The sequence below is a fragment of the Cedecea neteri NBRC 105707 = ATCC 33855 genome (genome assembly GCF_001571265.1).
Lineage (GTDB): Bacteria > Pseudomonadota > Gammaproteobacteria > Enterobacterales > Enterobacteriaceae > Cedecea > Cedecea neteri.
The window spans coordinates 41805-56116 of sequence record NZ_BCTL01000025.1; the positions used below are offsets into that span (position 1 = coordinate 41805).

9 protein-coding genes are annotated in these 14312 nt (G+C 55.0%); 7 read left to right on the forward strand and 2 right to left on the reverse strand.

The annotated features are described in order from the left end of the window. Positions 1 to 294: 294 nt before the first annotated feature. Positions 295 to 936, forward strand: coding sequence for a stringent starvation protein SspA (sspA, locus tag CNE01S_RS11560; protein WP_061276135.1), 642 nt, complete (start codon positions 295 to 297; stop codon positions 934 to 936). 3 nt (positions 937 to 939) lie between these two features. Next, positions 940 to 1443: a ClpXP protease specificity-enhancing factor gene (gene sspB, locus CNE01S_RS11565; RefSeq protein WP_061276137.1), complete on the forward strand. Its 504-nt coding sequence runs from the start codon at positions 940 to 942 to the stop codon at positions 1441 to 1443. Between the two features lie 82 nt (positions 1444 to 1525). Here sspB and CNE01S_RS11570 read toward each other — a convergent pair whose 3' ends face one another. Continuing rightward, positions 1526 to 2944: a glutamate synthase small subunit gene (locus tag CNE01S_RS11570; RefSeq protein ID WP_061276139.1), complete on the reverse strand. Its 1419-nt coding sequence runs from the start codon at positions 2942 to 2944 to the stop codon at positions 1526 to 1528. Positions 2945 to 2953: 9 nt separating this feature from the next. Further along, the gene (gene gltB / locus CNE01S_RS11575) at positions 2954 to 7414 is read right to left on the reverse strand and encodes a glutamate synthase large subunit (protein ID WP_096753944.1); all 4461 of its coding nucleotides are present in this window, start codon (positions 7412 to 7414) and stop codon (positions 2954 to 2956) included. 679 nt (positions 7415 to 8093) lie between these two features. Between gltB and mnmL the strand changes: the two genes are divergently transcribed. The 5 genes from mnmL to CNE01S_RS11600 all read left to right on the forward strand — a co-directional run bounded on the left by mnmL (position 8094) and on the right by CNE01S_RS11600 (position 14233). Then, on the forward strand, positions 8094 to 9026 hold the full coding sequence (gene mnmL, locus CNE01S_RS11580; RefSeq protein WP_061276140.1) for a tRNA modification radical SAM protein MnmL/YtqA: 933 nt from the start codon (positions 8094 to 8096) through the stop codon (positions 9024 to 9026). Between the two features lie 61 nt (positions 9027 to 9087). Then, positions 9088 to 11430: an aerobic respiration two-component sensor histidine kinase ArcB gene (gene arcB, locus CNE01S_RS11585; RefSeq protein WP_061276142.1), complete on the forward strand. Its 2343-nt coding sequence runs from the start codon at positions 9088 to 9090 to the stop codon at positions 11428 to 11430. 231 nt (positions 11431 to 11661) lie between these two features. Then, entirely contained in the window at positions 11662 to 12315 is a 654-nt protein-coding gene (gene elbB, locus CNE01S_RS11590) for an isoprenoid biosynthesis glyoxalase ElbB (protein ID WP_061276143.1), read from the forward strand. Beyond that, entirely contained in the window at positions 12312 to 13040 is a 729-nt protein-coding gene (mtgA, locus tag CNE01S_RS11595) for a monofunctional biosynthetic peptidoglycan transglycosylase (protein ID WP_061276144.1), read from the forward strand. The genes elbB and mtgA overlap by 4 nt, the downstream gene beginning before the upstream one ends. Positions 13041 to 13105: 65 nt before the next feature. Then, positions 13106 to 14233, forward strand: coding sequence for a sugar diacid recognition domain-containing protein (locus CNE01S_RS11600; protein ID WP_061276146.1), 1128 nt, complete (start codon positions 13106 to 13108; stop codon positions 14231 to 14233). Positions 14234 to 14312 lie beyond the last annotated feature (79 nt).

Genomic DNA, 14312 nt, shown 5'->3' on the forward strand with positions numbered 1-14312 from the left:
ATTGGCAAAAACCCGGTCTTCGCACCGGGTTTTTTTATGCCCGTAATTTATATTATTGCTTCTAACACTTTGAAATAAATTGCCTTTCAGGCAAATTCAATATACGACCACCACAAAACCAGTAAAATCTGGTAAACTATCATCCAATTTTCTGCCCAAATGTCGGCATCCGGTTGTTTTCGCCCCTTAAAGGGCGTCAGCGATGTTTTGGCGAAGCATTGGGTAATAAACGGTCAGGTTAGTCGCCGCTTGCGGCTATTAGCAGTAATTTTCTGGATAAACTTGGAGGTTTTCATGGCTGTCGCTGCCAACAAACGTTCGGTGATGACGCTGTTTTCCGGTCCTACTGACATCTACAGCCACCAGGTACGTATCGTCCTGGCTGAGAAAGGTGTTAGCGTTGAAATTGAGCATGTGGAAACGGATAACCTGCCTCAGGATCTGATTGACCTCAACCCCAATCACAGCGTACCGACCCTGGTTGACCGCGAGCTGACGCTGTGGGAATCCCGCATCATCATGGAATACCTTGATGAGCGTTTCCCGCACCCACCTTTGATGCCGGTTTACCCGGTTGCGCGTGGTGAAAGCCGTCTGTACATGCACCGCATTGAGAAAGACTGGTACACCCTGATGAACGTGGTGATGAACGGCTCCGCGCAGGAAGCGGAAGCAGCACGTAAGCAGCTGCGTGAAGAGCTGTTAAGCATTGCCCCGGTATTTACCCAGAAGCCTTTCTTCCTGAGCGATGAGTTCAGCCTGGTAGACTGCTACCTGGCTCCGCTGCTGTGGCGCTTGCCGCAGATGGGCATTGAGCTGACAGGTGCGGGTTCCAAAGAGATGAAAGGGTATATGACCCGCGTCTTCGAGCGTGACTCCTTCCTCGCCTCTTTGACCGAACCTGAGCGCGAAATGCGTCTGCAGACCCGAGGCTAAGTGATGGATATGTCGCAGCTGTCGCCGCGCCGTCCTTACCTGCTGCGGGCTTTTTATGAGTGGCTGCTGGATAACCAGCTCACGCCGCATCTGGTGGTCGATATCACGCTGCCGGGCGTACAGGTTCCGATGGAGTATGCGCGTGACGGGCAAATTGTGCTGAACATCGCGCCGCGCGCCGTGGGCAATCTGGAGTTGGCCAATGACGAAGTGCGCTTTAACGCGCGTTTCGGCGGCGTACCTCGCCAGGTGAACGTGCCTATGGCCGCCGTTCTGGCTATCTATGCGCGTGAAAATGGCGCGGGTACGATGTTTGAGCCAGAAGCGGGCTATGATGAAGACGCCGAAAGCCACAATGATGACCAGCCAGTCGTCGGTGAGCCTGAAACAGTGATGCAGGTTATTGACGGCGATCGCCCGGATCACGGCGATGACGACAATAACCCTGATGACGATCCGCCGCCGCCGCCGCGTGGTGGTCGCCCCGCACTGCGCGTGGTGAAATAACAAAAAGCCAGTCGAAAGACTGGCTTTTTTTATGGCGTGATGGCGGCTAAATCTGGCGACCGAAGCCGCCAGGTTTTAACGTTTACACCTCGAGGAAGTTCAGGATCCCGTCGGCGGCTTTACGCCCTTCAGCAATGGCGGTCACCACCAGATCGGAACCACGAACGGCATCGCCACCGGCGAAGATTTTCGGATTGCTGGTCTGGAAAGCGTTTTCGCTGCCTTCAGGCGCGATGATGCGGCCCTGACTGTCCAGCTCAACGCTGTGTTGCTCCAGCCACGTCATGCTGTGTGGACGGAAGCCAAACGCCATAACGACCGCATCAGCAGCCAGAACATGTTCAGATCCTGCCACGATTTCCGGGCGACGGCGGCCTTGAGCATCTGGTGCGCTTAGTTCGGTACGCGCAACCTTCACGCCACAAACGCGGCCGTTAGCGTTAATTTCAACGCCCAGCGGCTGCAGGTTGAACTGAAACTCCACGCCTTCTTCACGCGCGTTTTTCACTTCGCGTTTGGAGCCCGGCATGTTCTCTTCATCACGGCGGTAGGCACAAATTACGTGGCTTGCGCCCTGGCGAATAGACGTGCGCACACAGTCCATCGCGGTGTCACCGCCGCCAAGCACAACGACGCGTTTGCCTTCCATGCTGATGTACGGCTCTTCAACCGTTTCAGCAAAGCCCATAATCTGCTTAGTGTTAGCGATGAGGAACGGCAGGGCGTCATAAACGCCAGGCGCGTCTTCATTCTCTAAACCACCACGCATTGACTGATAGGTGCCGACGCCCAGGAACACGGAGTCGTATTCACCGAGCAGCTCGTCCATCTGTACGTCGCGGCCCACTTCGGTATTGAGTTTGAATTCAATCCCCATCCCGCTGAAGATTTCGCGACGCTTGGTCATCACCTCTTTTTCCAGCTTGAATGCCGGAATACCGAAGGTCAGCAGGCCGCCGATTTCTGGATGCCTGTCATAAACCACGGCCTTCACGCCGTTACGCGCCAGGACGTCCGCACAGGCAAGCCCGGCAGGGCCTGCACCGATGATAGCCACGCGCTTACCGGTTTGCTTCACGCCGGTCAGATCCGGTTTCCAGCCCATCTCAATCGCTTTATCGTTGATATAGCGCTCGATATTGCCGATGGTCACTGCGCCGAACTCGTCGTTCAGCGTACAGGAACCTTCGCAAAGGCGGTCCTGCGGACAGACGCGGCCGCACACTTCCGGCAGGCTGTTGGTCTGGTGAGACAGCTCGGCTGCCTCAATGATGCGCCCCTCATTGGCCAGTTTCAGCCAGTTTGGAATGTAGTTATGAACCGGGCACTTCCACTCGCAGTACGGGTTGCCGCAGGAGAGGCAGCGGTCGGCCTGCGCCTTGGCCTGCCCCTCAGAGAACGGCTCGTAAATTTCCACAAATTCAATTTTGCGGATCTTCAGCGGTTTCTTCGGCGGATCAACGCGCTGCAAGTCGATAAATTGATAAACGTTTTGACTCATCGTGACCTCTTACTGCGCCTGCACCCGCAGCTCGGCTGCGGAACGACTGCGGTGACCCAACAATGCTTTAACATCACTGGACTTCGGTTTAACCAGGGTGAATTTCGAGGCGAATGCCGGCCAGTTAGCCAGAATCTCTTCACCGCGCTGGGAGCCGGTCAGCTGAACGTGTTCGGTTATCATGCCGCGCAGATGCTCTTCATGAATCGCCAGCTCTTCCACATTCAGTAATTCAACCAGTTCCGGGTTCACGCGTTTGCGGAATTCACCGTCTTCGTCCAGCACGTAGGCGAATCCGCCCGTCATGCCGGCCCCGAAGTTAACCCCGGTTTTGCCAAGAATACAGACGATACCGCCGGTCATGTACTCACAGCCGTTATCGCCAATGCCTTCAACCACGGTGATGGCACCGGAGTTACGCACCGCGAAACGCTCACCTGCGCGGCCTGCGGCATACATCTTCCCGCCGGTAGCGCCATACAGGCAGGTGTTGCCGATAATGGTCGCTTCGTGGCTGCGGAAGGCTGAGCCGACCGGAGGGCGCAGAGAAATCAGGCCGCCCGCCATGCCTTTGCCTACATAGTCGTTGGCGTCGCCGGTCAGGTACAGCTCTACGCCGCCTGCGTTCCAGACGCCGAAGCTCTGGCCCGCGGTGCCGCTAAAGTGCGCTTTGATTGGGTCAGACGCCAGGCCTTGATCGCCGTGCTGCTGGGCAATGTAGCCCGAGAGCGAAGCTCCAATCGAACGGTCGGTGTTGCGGATATCAAACCAGAATGTTTTGCTCTGTTTGTCGTCCACATACGCCTGCGCCTGGTTCAGCAGCTGCGCGTTAAGGTCGCCCTTATCGAACGGCGGGTTATGCTCGGTGCAGTACACCGCTTTGCCCGGCATCGGTTCAGCCGTTTTCAGCAGGGCAGACAGATCAAGCTTCTGCTGCTTGGCGGTAAACCCGTCCAGCTCTTTCAGCAGGTCGGTACGGCCAATCAAATCAACCAGACGTTTCACGCCCAGTAGCGCCATCAGTTCGCGGGTTTCGCGAGCGATGAACTCAAAGTAGTTGGTCACTTTGAACGGCAGGCCGTGGTAATGGTTTTTACGCAGTTTGTCATCCTGAGTTGCCACGCCGGTTGCGCAGTTGTTCAGGTGGCAAATTCGCAGATATTTACAGCCCAGCGCAACCATTGGCCCGGTACCGAAGCCGAAGCTTTCCGCGCCAAGGATGGCTGCCTTAATGATGTCGAGGCCGGTTTTCAGGCCGCCGTCCACCTGCAGGCGAATCTTATGGCGCAGGCCGTTAGCCACCAGAGCCTGCTGGGTTTCCACCAGGCCAAGCTCCCACGGGCAGCCCGCGTATTTCACGGACGACAGCGGGCTTGCACCGGTGCCGCCGTCGTAGCCGGCAATGGTAATCAGGTCGGCATAGGCTTTGGCTACGCCCGTCGCAATGGTACCCACGCCCGGTTCGGAAACCAGCTTCACGGAGATCATCGCCTTCGGGTTAACCTGTTTCAGGTCGAAAATCAGCTGTGCCAGATCCTCGATAGAGTAGATATCGTGGTGAGGCGGAGGTGAAATCAGCGTCACGCCCGGAACGGAGTAGCGCAGCTTGGCGATGTAAGGTGTGACCTTATCGCCCGGCAGCTGGCCGCCTTCGCCCGGTTTCGCGCCTTGTGCGACTTTAATCTGGATAACGTCGGCGTTGACCAGGTAAGCAGGGGTGACGCCGAAGCGGCCGGAAGCCACCTGCTTGATACGGGACACTTTATTGGTGCCGTAGCGCGCCGGATCTTCGCCGCCTTCGCCGGAGTTAGAGTTCCCGCCGATGCTGTTCATCGCTTCAGCCAGGGATTCGTGTGCTTCCGGGCTCAGGGCACCGATAGACATAGCCGCGGTATCAAAGCGTTTGAACAGCTCGGTCGCTGGCTCAACGTCTTCAATTTTGACGGACTCGTCCTGCGGATTCAGCGCAAGCATATCGCGCAGCGTCGCAACCGGACGCTCGTTAACCAGCTTCGCATACTGCTGATAGTCGCTGTATTCGCCGCTCTGCACCGCTTTTTGCAGCGTTTGTACCACGTCCGGGTTGTAGGCGTGGTATTCCCCACCGTGAACGAACTTCAGCTGGCCGCCCTGATCCAATGGCTTACGCACCAGCCAGGCACGTTTGGACAGGTTCAGAAGGTCCTGCTGGAAGTCGCCAAAGCCTGCCCCGCCGATGCGGCTGACCGCACCCTGGAAGCAAAGCTCGGACACTTCTTTGTGCAGCCCGACGGCTTCGAACAGCTTAGAGCAACGGTAGGAGGCGATAGTCGAGATGCCCATTTTGGACATGATCTTGTACAGCCCTTTATTGATGCCGTTGCGGTAGTTCTGCATCACGGTGCGGTAGTTTTTGTCGATAGCGCCGTTGTCGACCAGCTTCGCCAGGGTTTCATAGGCGAGATACGGATAGATAGCGGTCGCGCCGAAGCCCAGCAGCACGGCGAAGTGGTGCGGGTCGCGGGCGCTGGCGGTTTCAACAATGATGTTGGCGTCACAGCGCAGGCTCTTCTCGACGAGACGAGTCTGGATGGCGCCCACGGCCATCGGGGCCGGCACCGGCAGACGATTTTTAGCAATATTACGGTCGGACAGCACCAGCAAGACAGTGCCGTTGCGCACCATGCGTTCTGCTTCGTCACAGAGCGCCATCACGGTTTCATGCAGCGACTTCTCGGTCACGTCATAGGTGATGTCCAGCGTATCGGCGCGATAGTGTTCTTCTTCCAGCGTGGTGAGCTGCTGGAAATCAGACCACAGCAGAATCGGCGATTTAAAGCTCAGGCGGTGTGCCTGGCCTTCTGCTTCACAGAAGACGTTCATTTCGCGACCAATGCTGGTGGCCAGGGACATAACGTGTGCTTCACGCAGCGGATCGATTGGCGGGTTTGTCACCTGCGCGAACTGCTGGCGGAAGTAGTCATAAATAATGCGAGGCTGGCTGGAAAGCACGGCAAACGGGGTATCATCGCCCATTGAACCTACGGCTTCCTGACCATTTTCGCCCAGAACGCGAATCACTGAATCCAGTTCTTCGCTGCTGTAGTTAAACTGTTTCTGGTAGCTGGCGAGCGTGTCATCGTCCAGCTCCCGCGCGCCCACTTTTTCGTCCGGCAGGTCTTCAAACGGCACCAGGCGGCGAACGTTGTTCTCCATCCACTCTTTATACGGATGGCGGCTTTTCAGCTCGGCATCGGTTTCAGCGGAATGCAGAATACGGCCAATGCGGGTGTCGATAACCATCAGCTCGCCAGGACCAACGCGGCCTTTCTCAACAACTTCGTCCGGCTGGTAGTCCCAGATCCCGACTTCAGAGGCGCAGGTGATGAGCTTGTCTTTGGTGATGACGTAGCGTGCCGGACGCAGGCCGTTACGGTCCAGGTTGCAGGCGGCGAAACGCCCGTCGGACATCACGATACCGGCTGGGCCGTCCCACGGCTCCATGTGCATGGAGTTAAAGTCGAAGAAGGCGCGTAGCTCAGGATCCATGTTCGGGTTGTTCTGCCATGCCGGCGGAACCAGCAGACGCATGGCGCGCACGATATCCATCCCGCCCGCCAGCAGCAGCTCAAGCATGTTATCCATGGAACTGGAGTCGGAGCCGGTTTCGTTCACGAACGGCGCGGCGTCGTGCAGATCGGGGATCAGCGGCGTCTGGAATTTATAGGTACGGGCGCGCGCCCACTGGCGGTTACCGGTGATGGTATTGATCTCACCGTTGTGGGCCAGATAGCGGAACGGCTGAGCCAGCGGCCAGCGCGGCACGGTATTGGTGGAGAAACGCTGGTGGAACAGGCAAATGGCCGATTCCAGGCGAAGGTCCGCCAGGTCCAGGTAGAAGCGCGGCAGGTCAGCCGGCATACACAGACCTTTATAAATATTCACCAGGTTAGACAGACTGCAGATATAGAAGTCTTTATCTTCCTGGATGCGTTTTTCGATACGGCGACGGGCGATAAACAGGCGGCGTTCCATATCACGAGGACGCCAGCCCGCCGGGGCGTTAACGAAAATTTGTTCAATACGTGGCAGAGAGGAGAGGGCGATTTCACCGAGCACGTCTTTGTTCAGCGGCACTTCACGCCAGCCAACAATAGACAGAGTTTCGTTTTGCAGCTCTTCTTCAACAATGCGGCGGCTGGCGCGAGCAAGCGCGTCATCCTGGCTTAAGAAAATCATGCCAACGGCATAGTTCTTGGCCAAACGCCAATTGCGTTCTTCTGCAACAATGCGGAAGAAACGATCTGGTTTTTGCAGCAGCAGGCCACAACCGTCGCCGGTTTTACCGTCGGCCAGGATGGCCCCACGGTGCTGCATACGGGCTAGCGCGTGAATAGCGGTACGCACTACCTTGTGGCTAGGTTCGCCTTCTATGTGGGCGATCAGGCCGAAACCACAGTTATCCTTCTCAAGGGATTTATCGTACAACATATCAGTGAACCTCCCCAGGCTCTACGTTACTCCCAACCGTTTGCGCGTGGACGCAGCAAGGGCATGGCGACGGGGTTTGCGCATCATACGCTTGCCTCGCGTGTCGCCCTCTTAATGTCCAACGCATCCGGTGTCACAAGTGTTGAGGACTTGCTTTAGAGGGAATCTCAATTACTGCATAAATATGATGGGCACAGAACCCATCCAGAAAGCTTCCAGCGGATTTCCAACTTATCGGGAAAGAGCACACAGGTCAAATGGCATTCTTATTTATACAGAATTGTACTAAGAGTGGTTTAACAGCATGAATATAATGGGGTTTTAAGCTTTTTTTCCTGTAGTGACGGCACGGCGAGTGCCGAGCGTTATGTGATCGTCCTCACTATCCGAAAGCCTCTGAAACTCCAGACCATGCTGGCATGAGTAGTATTGCCAGCATGATATGCTGCTTAACCCCCAAGGAGTGCAGCATGACACTGTTTTTCACCGCTCGTCATATTCTTTAAATAAAGGGCAGCATCATAAGGAAAAGTAATCAAGCTTGATGTGAATAGAGTTGCACTTATTTTGAGTTTATATGCAATGGATAAGGCTGCGCCGAAGCGATTGATCCAGGTCATCGCCGGTGCGAGAAGAAAATGGCAGGCTAGGCCCCTTTTTCGGGACGGCCCATCAGATTATGCAGTTACAGAAATTAGTCAATATGTTTGGCGGCGATCTCTCTCGTCGCTATGGGCAAAAGGTCCATAAACTTACGCTGCACGGTGGATTCAGTTGCCCAAATCGCGACGGCACTATCGGGCGGGGCGGCTGCACTTTTTGCAACGTAGCCTCTTTTGCTGACGAAGCTCAGCAGCACAATTCCATCGCCGAGCAACTCGCACATCAGGCCAGCCGGGTGAACCGTGCTCAGCGCTATCTGGCCTATTTCCAGGCCTACACCAGCACCTGGGCTGAGGTGCAGGTGTTGCGGTCGATGTACCAACAGGCGGTGAGCCAGACTAGCATCGTGGGGCTGTGTGTCGGTACCCGACCTGACTGCGTGCCCGACAGCGTACTGGATTTGTTAAGCGATTATCATGCACAGGGCTATGAAGTGTGGCTGGAGCTGGGTTTACAGACGGCGAATGACAAGACGTTGCACCGGATCAACCGTGGGCATGATTTTGCCTGCTATCAGGAGACAACCCGCCGGGCTCGAGCGAGAGGTTTAAAGGTTTGCAGCCATCTGATTGTCGGTTTGCCCGGTGAAGGTCAGCAGCAATGCATGGACACGCTGGAAAAAGTGGTTGAAACCGGCGTGGATGGCCTGAAGCTGCATCCTCTGCATATTGTTGAAGGCAGTATTATGGCCAAAAGCTGGCGAGCAGGTCGCCTGGAGGGCATTGCGCTGGATGAGTACGTCGTCACTGCGGGAGAAATGATTCGCCATACGCCGCTTGATGTGGTGTTCCATCGTATTTCGGCTAACGCCAGGCGCCCCACGCTGCTGGCCCCTTTGTGGTGTGAAAATCGCTGGGCCGCGATGGTGGATATCGACAGGTATTTGCTGACGCACGGGACGCAGGGTTCAGCGCTGGGCACGCCGTGGGATCTCTCACTTCTTTCGTAAATCCTGAGCCCGATTCCTTTTTGCGGTATATTTAGCGCATCCACGGCGAAGGAATCGTTCCATGAAGCAAATTCGGTTATTGGCGCAGTATTACGTTGATCTTATGGTGAAGCTGGGGCTGGTTCGCTTTTCCCTGCTGCTGGCCTCAGCGCTGGTTCTACTGGCGATGGTGGTGCAAATGGCCGTCACCATGCTGCTGCGCGGGCAGGTCGAAAGTATCGACGTGGTCCGCTCTATCTTCTTTGGTTTGTTGATTACGCCCTGGGCGGTTTACTTCCTGTCGGTGGTTGTCGAACAGCTTGAGGAGTCCAGGCAACGGCTGTCGAAGCTGGTGGAAAAGCTGGAAGAGATGCGCGAGCGCGATCTTATTCTGAACGTGCAGCTGAAGGACAATATCTCGCAGCTAAACCAGGAAATTGCCGACCGCGTGAAAGCGGAAGCTGAACGCCAGACCATGCTTGAGCAGCTTAAAGTCGAGATGCAGGAGCGTGAAGAGACGCAAATCCGCCTCGAGCAGCAATCCTCCTTCCTGCGTTCTTTCCTTGATGCCTCTCCCGACTTGGTCTTCTACCGCAACGAAGACCGAGAGTTTTCCGGCTGTAACAGGGCGATGGAGCTGTTGACCGGCAAAAGCGAGAAACAGCTGGTGCATCTCAAACCGCAGGACGTGTACACGGCTGAAGCGGCAGAGAAAGTGCTGGAAACGGATGAAAAAGTGTTCCGCCATAACGTTTCTCTGACCTACGAGCAGTGGCTGGATTACCCGGATGGGCGAAAAGCCTGCTTCGAAATCCGTAAAGTGCCTTATTACGACCGCGTTGGTAAACGCCACGGGTTGATGGGGTTTGGCCGCGATATTACCGAGCGTAAACGCTACCAGGATGCGCTGGAGCGCGCGAGCCGGGACAAGACAACCTTCATCTCAACCATCAGCCACGAGCTGCGTACGCCGCTGAACGGCATTGTCGGCCTGAGCCGTATTCTGCTGGATACCGACCTCACCGCCGAACAAACCAATTACCTGAAAACGATCCACGTTTCCGCCATCACGCTTGGCAATATCTTCAACGATATTATTGATATGGATAAGCTTGAGCGCCGCAAAGTGCAGCTCGATAACCAGCCGGTGGATTTCACCAGCTTCCTTGCTGACCTTGAAAACCTTTCTGGCCTGCAGGCTCAGCAAAAAGGATTGTCGTTTGTGATGGATCCTACTCTGCCGCTGCCGCACAAGGTAGTGACGGACGGTACTCGCCTGCGCCAGATCCTCTGGAACCTGATCAGCAATGCCGTGAAGTTCACGCCGAAAGGTGGATTAGTCACGGTGCGCGTTCGCTATGAAGAAGAGAGCTGTCTGCGCTTTGAGGTTCAGGACTCCGGAATTGGTATTCCGGTGGATGAGCAGGACAAAATCTTTGCTATGTACTATCAGGTTAAAGACAGCCACGGTGGCAAGCCTGCGACCGGCACGGGGATTGGGCTGGCAGTTTCTCGCCGTCTGGCGAAAAGCATGGGCGGAGACATTACCGTCACTAGCAGGCCGGGTGAAGGCTCGCTGTTCACGCTGACCGTTCAGGCACCGAGCGTGGCGGAAGAAGTGGAAGATACGCTTGAAGATGACGATATGCCGCTGCCTGCCCTGCATGTGCTTCTGGTGGAGGATATTGAGCTTAATGTCATCGTTGCGCGCTCGGTACTAGAGAAGCTTGGCAACAGCGTTGACGTAGCAATGACCGGGAAAGACGCGCTGGAAATGTTTATGCCGGGCGAATACGACCTGGTGCTGCTGGATATCCAGTTGCCGGATATGACCGGGCTGGATATCTCCCGCGAGCTGAATAAACGCTTTAGCAAAGATGAACTGCCGCCTCTGGTGGCATTAACGGCTAACGTGCTGAAAAACAAGACTGAATATCTTGAGGCCGGGATGGATGATGTGCTGAGTAAGCCGCTCGCCGTGCCGGCCTTGATGTCGATGATCCAAAAATTCTGGGATAACCAGATAACGGACAAGGAGCCTGTGGTGACAAAAGTCGATAGTGAAAAACAGCAAGCGTTACTCGATATTCCGATGCTCGAACAATATATCGAGCTGGTGGGGCCAAAACTCATTACCGATGGCCTGGCGATGTTTGAAAAAATGATGCCGGGTTATTTAGACGTTCTCGATTCCAATATGACCGCGCGAGATAACAAAGGTGTGGTGGAAGAGGGGCATAAAATAAAAGGCGCGGCTGGCTCGGTTGGTTTGCGGCATTTACAGCAGGTTGCCCAGCAAATTCAGTCGCCGGACTTACCGGCCTGGTCTGATAATGTCGGTGAATGGATCGAAGAGCTGAAACAAGAGTGGCAACATGACGTTAGCGTATTAAAAGCGTGGGTTGCGGATGCTGGAAAAAAATGACCCCGGCCAGGCCGGGGTGCGCGAATACTGCGCCAACACCAGGGAAAACAGGGTTGCGCCTTTTTTAGCGTTGAATTATCGAATGGCACAACCAGCAATTCGCGGGCTGTCAGCCATATAAGATAGCAAACCTTAAAATATTTGTTACGTGAATCAGTAAAATATGTGAAGCATAGCGATCAAATTAACGTGACTGATACTGGTTCACCCGGAACAAAAAGGAACTGACGGATGAAAAAAATAGGCGTAGTGCTGAGCGGCTGTGGGGTTTATGACGGAAGTGAGATCCATGAGGCGGTATTAACGCTGCTTGCGATTTCTCGCTCTGGTGCTGAAGCAGTTTGCTTCGCGCCGGATAAACCTCAGTCTGACGTGATCGATCATTTAACCGGTGAACCTGCGACGGAGACTCGTGGTGTGCTGGTGGAAGCTGCGCGCATTACTCGCGGCAATATTCAGCCGTTGCATGAAGCTTTGTCTGAAAACCTTGACGCATTGATTGTGCCGGGCGGTTTTGGCGCGGCTAAAAATCTCAGCACCTTTGCTTCACAGGGTGCTGATTGTGAGGTGGATGCAGATTTACGCCGCCTTGCGCGGGAATGTCACGAACAGGGCAAGCCGCTCGGTTTTATGTGTATTGCTCCGGCGATGTTGCCAAAGATTCTGGATATGCCTTTGCGTCTGACCATCGGTACCGACATTGATACCGCTGAGTTACTGGAAGCTATGGGGGCTGAGCACATCCCTTGCCCGGTGGATGATATCGTGGTGGACGAGGAACAGAAGGTTGTCACCACGCCTGCTTACATGCTGGCGCAAAATATCGCTGAAGCCGCTGCCGGGATCGACAAGCTGGTTGCCCGAGTCCTGGAACTTAGCGCATGAGTAAAGGGCGTTTCGCGCCGTGGCAGTGGGTTAAACGGTGGTTGCTGAAAGTTGTTCTGGCGGTTTTGGCCTTATGGATCATGGGTATACTGGTTTTCCGCTTCCTTCCGGTGCCTTTTTCCGCGGTGATGGTAGAACGGCAGTTCAGCGCCTGGTTTAGCGGCAACTTCGGTTACGTAGCCCATTCTGACTGGGTTTCCATGGATGATATTTCGCCGTGGATGGGGCTGGCGGTGATCGCCTCTGAGGATCAAAAGTTTCCCGAGCACTGGGGCTTTGATACCGATGCCATAGAAAAGGCCCTGGCGCATAACGAGCGTAACGAAAACAGGGTGCGAGGCGCGTCGACGCTTTCCCAGCAAACCGCAAAGAATTTGTTTTTGTGGGATGGACGAAGCTGGCTGCGTAAAGGGCTGGAAGCTGGTCTCACGGTGGGGCTTGAAACCGCGTGGAGCAAGCGACGTATTCTGACGGTGTATCTCAATATTGCCGAATTTGGTGAGGGCGTTTTTGGCGTGGAAGAAGCCTCCCGTCGCTACTTCAACAAGCCGGCCAGCCGCCTGACGCCAGCCGAAGCGGCGCTGCTGGCTGCCGTCCTGCCTAACCCGATTCGTTTTAAAGCCAACGCGCCTTCAGGTTATATTCGCCAGCGTCAGCAGTGGATTTTGCGTCAGATGCGCCAGCTGGGTGGGGAGTCGTTCCTCGAACAACACAATTTAAAATAAGCCATTCGGCTTTATCACTGCCGCACCCGGTGCAATCCCGCTGTCTCCACGACAAGGTAAACGCTATGATGACCTCCTGCCTGAAAGAAGATACCGCCCGGCAAATTGTCCAGCGCACCATGAACATCATCGATCACTCGGTGAATGTGATGAGCGAACAGGGCGTCATTATTGCCTCCGGCGATCCTCGCCGTTTGCACCAGCGTCATGAAGGTGCGGTCCTTGCGCTTACGGAAAACAGGACGGTAATCATCGATGAAGCCTCTGCCCGCCGTCTTAAAGGAGTAAAACCTGGCATTAATCTGCCTATTGTCTTTCGTCAGCAGATTGTGGGCGTGGTCGGTATTTCCGGTGAGCCGGAGAAAGTGCAGGCCTACGCGGAGCTGGTAAAAATGGCCGCCGAGCTGATTCTGGAGCAGGCGGACATGCTCGAACAAAATCAGTGGGAAAAGCGCTATCGGGAGCAACTCGCCGCCCAGATTATTTCCGGGCAGCAAAGTCTGGCGGAACTGCGCCCGATGGCCAGCGGCCTTGGGGTCGATCTTGAACTGCCGCGCGTGGCTTTGATGATTCACTTTTCATCTCAGCAGGCTCTGCGTCAGCGTGAACTGCTGGAACGCCTCAGCAACTACGACAGCCAGGTTCTGGTCACGCCATTCGGTTTTGAACAAATAGCGATGCTGCTGCCGTTGGGTGGAGGGCGAATCGAGGAACGCCAGGCGTTGCTGAAAAAAATGCTGCGTAAGCTTCACTCTCAGCTGCTGGCACATTTTGACGTCACTCTTTCTGTCGGTGGTTTATTCGACGGAAACGATGCCTTAAGGCGTTCCTGGCTTAGCGCGGTGGCGCTGCACGAAATGGCTACACGCCAGAAAATAGAGCAGTCGACGCTGTATTATCAGGACCTTTTATTGCCCGTATTGATTAACGGTCTCGCCGGAAGTTGGCAGGCGGACGAAATGGGACGGGCATGGCAGACGCTCTGCGAGGCTGATCCAAAAGGCGTATTGCGCCGTACGCTTCGCTGCTATTTTGAACAGAATTGTGATCTGTCTCAAACGACGAAATTACTGCATATCCACGTGAATACCTTACGCTATCGGCTGGGCAAAATAGAGTCGATAACAGCATTAAATATTAATAAGTTAGATTCAATTCTTCAGCTGTTTATCGGAATGCAGCTCAGTGACTGATTTGTAGTTATCTACAAAAAATCTTTCTTTCGGCGCTTATTTTCTGGCGTTTCGTCTCAAGCTATTCATCGCCCGCCCA

Excerpts from the sequence above, each read along its gene's own strand:
- sspA (WP_061276135.1), top strand. The coding sequence starts at position 295 with ATGGCTGTCGCTGCCAACAAACGTTCGGTGATGACGCTGTTTTCCGGT.
- sspB (WP_061276137.1), top strand. The coding sequence starts at position 940 with ATGGATATGTCGCAGCTGTCGCCGCGCCGTCCTTACCTGCTGCGGGCT.
- CNE01S_RS11570 (WP_061276139.1), bottom strand. The coding sequence starts at position 2,944 with ATGAGTCAAAACGTTTATCAATTTATCGACTTGCAGCGCGTTGATCCG.
- gltB (WP_096753944.1), bottom strand. The coding sequence starts at position 7,414 with ATGTTGTACGATAAATCCCTTGAGAAGGATAACTGTGGTTTCGGCCTG.
- mnmL (WP_061276140.1), top strand. The coding sequence starts at position 8,094 with ATGCAGTTACAGAAATTAGTCAATATGTTTGGCGGCGATCTCTCTCGT.
- arcB (WP_061276142.1), top strand. The coding sequence starts at position 9,088 with ATGAAGCAAATTCGGTTATTGGCGCAGTATTACGTTGATCTTATGGTG.
- elbB (WP_061276143.1), top strand. The coding sequence starts at position 11,662 with ATGAAAAAAATAGGCGTAGTGCTGAGCGGCTGTGGGGTTTATGACGGA.
- mtgA (WP_061276144.1), top strand. The coding sequence starts at position 12,312 with ATGAGTAAAGGGCGTTTCGCGCCGTGGCAGTGGGTTAAACGGTGGTTG.
- CNE01S_RS11600 (WP_061276146.1), top strand. The coding sequence starts at position 13,106 with ATGATGACCTCCTGCCTGAAAGAAGATACCGCCCGGCAAATTGTCCAG.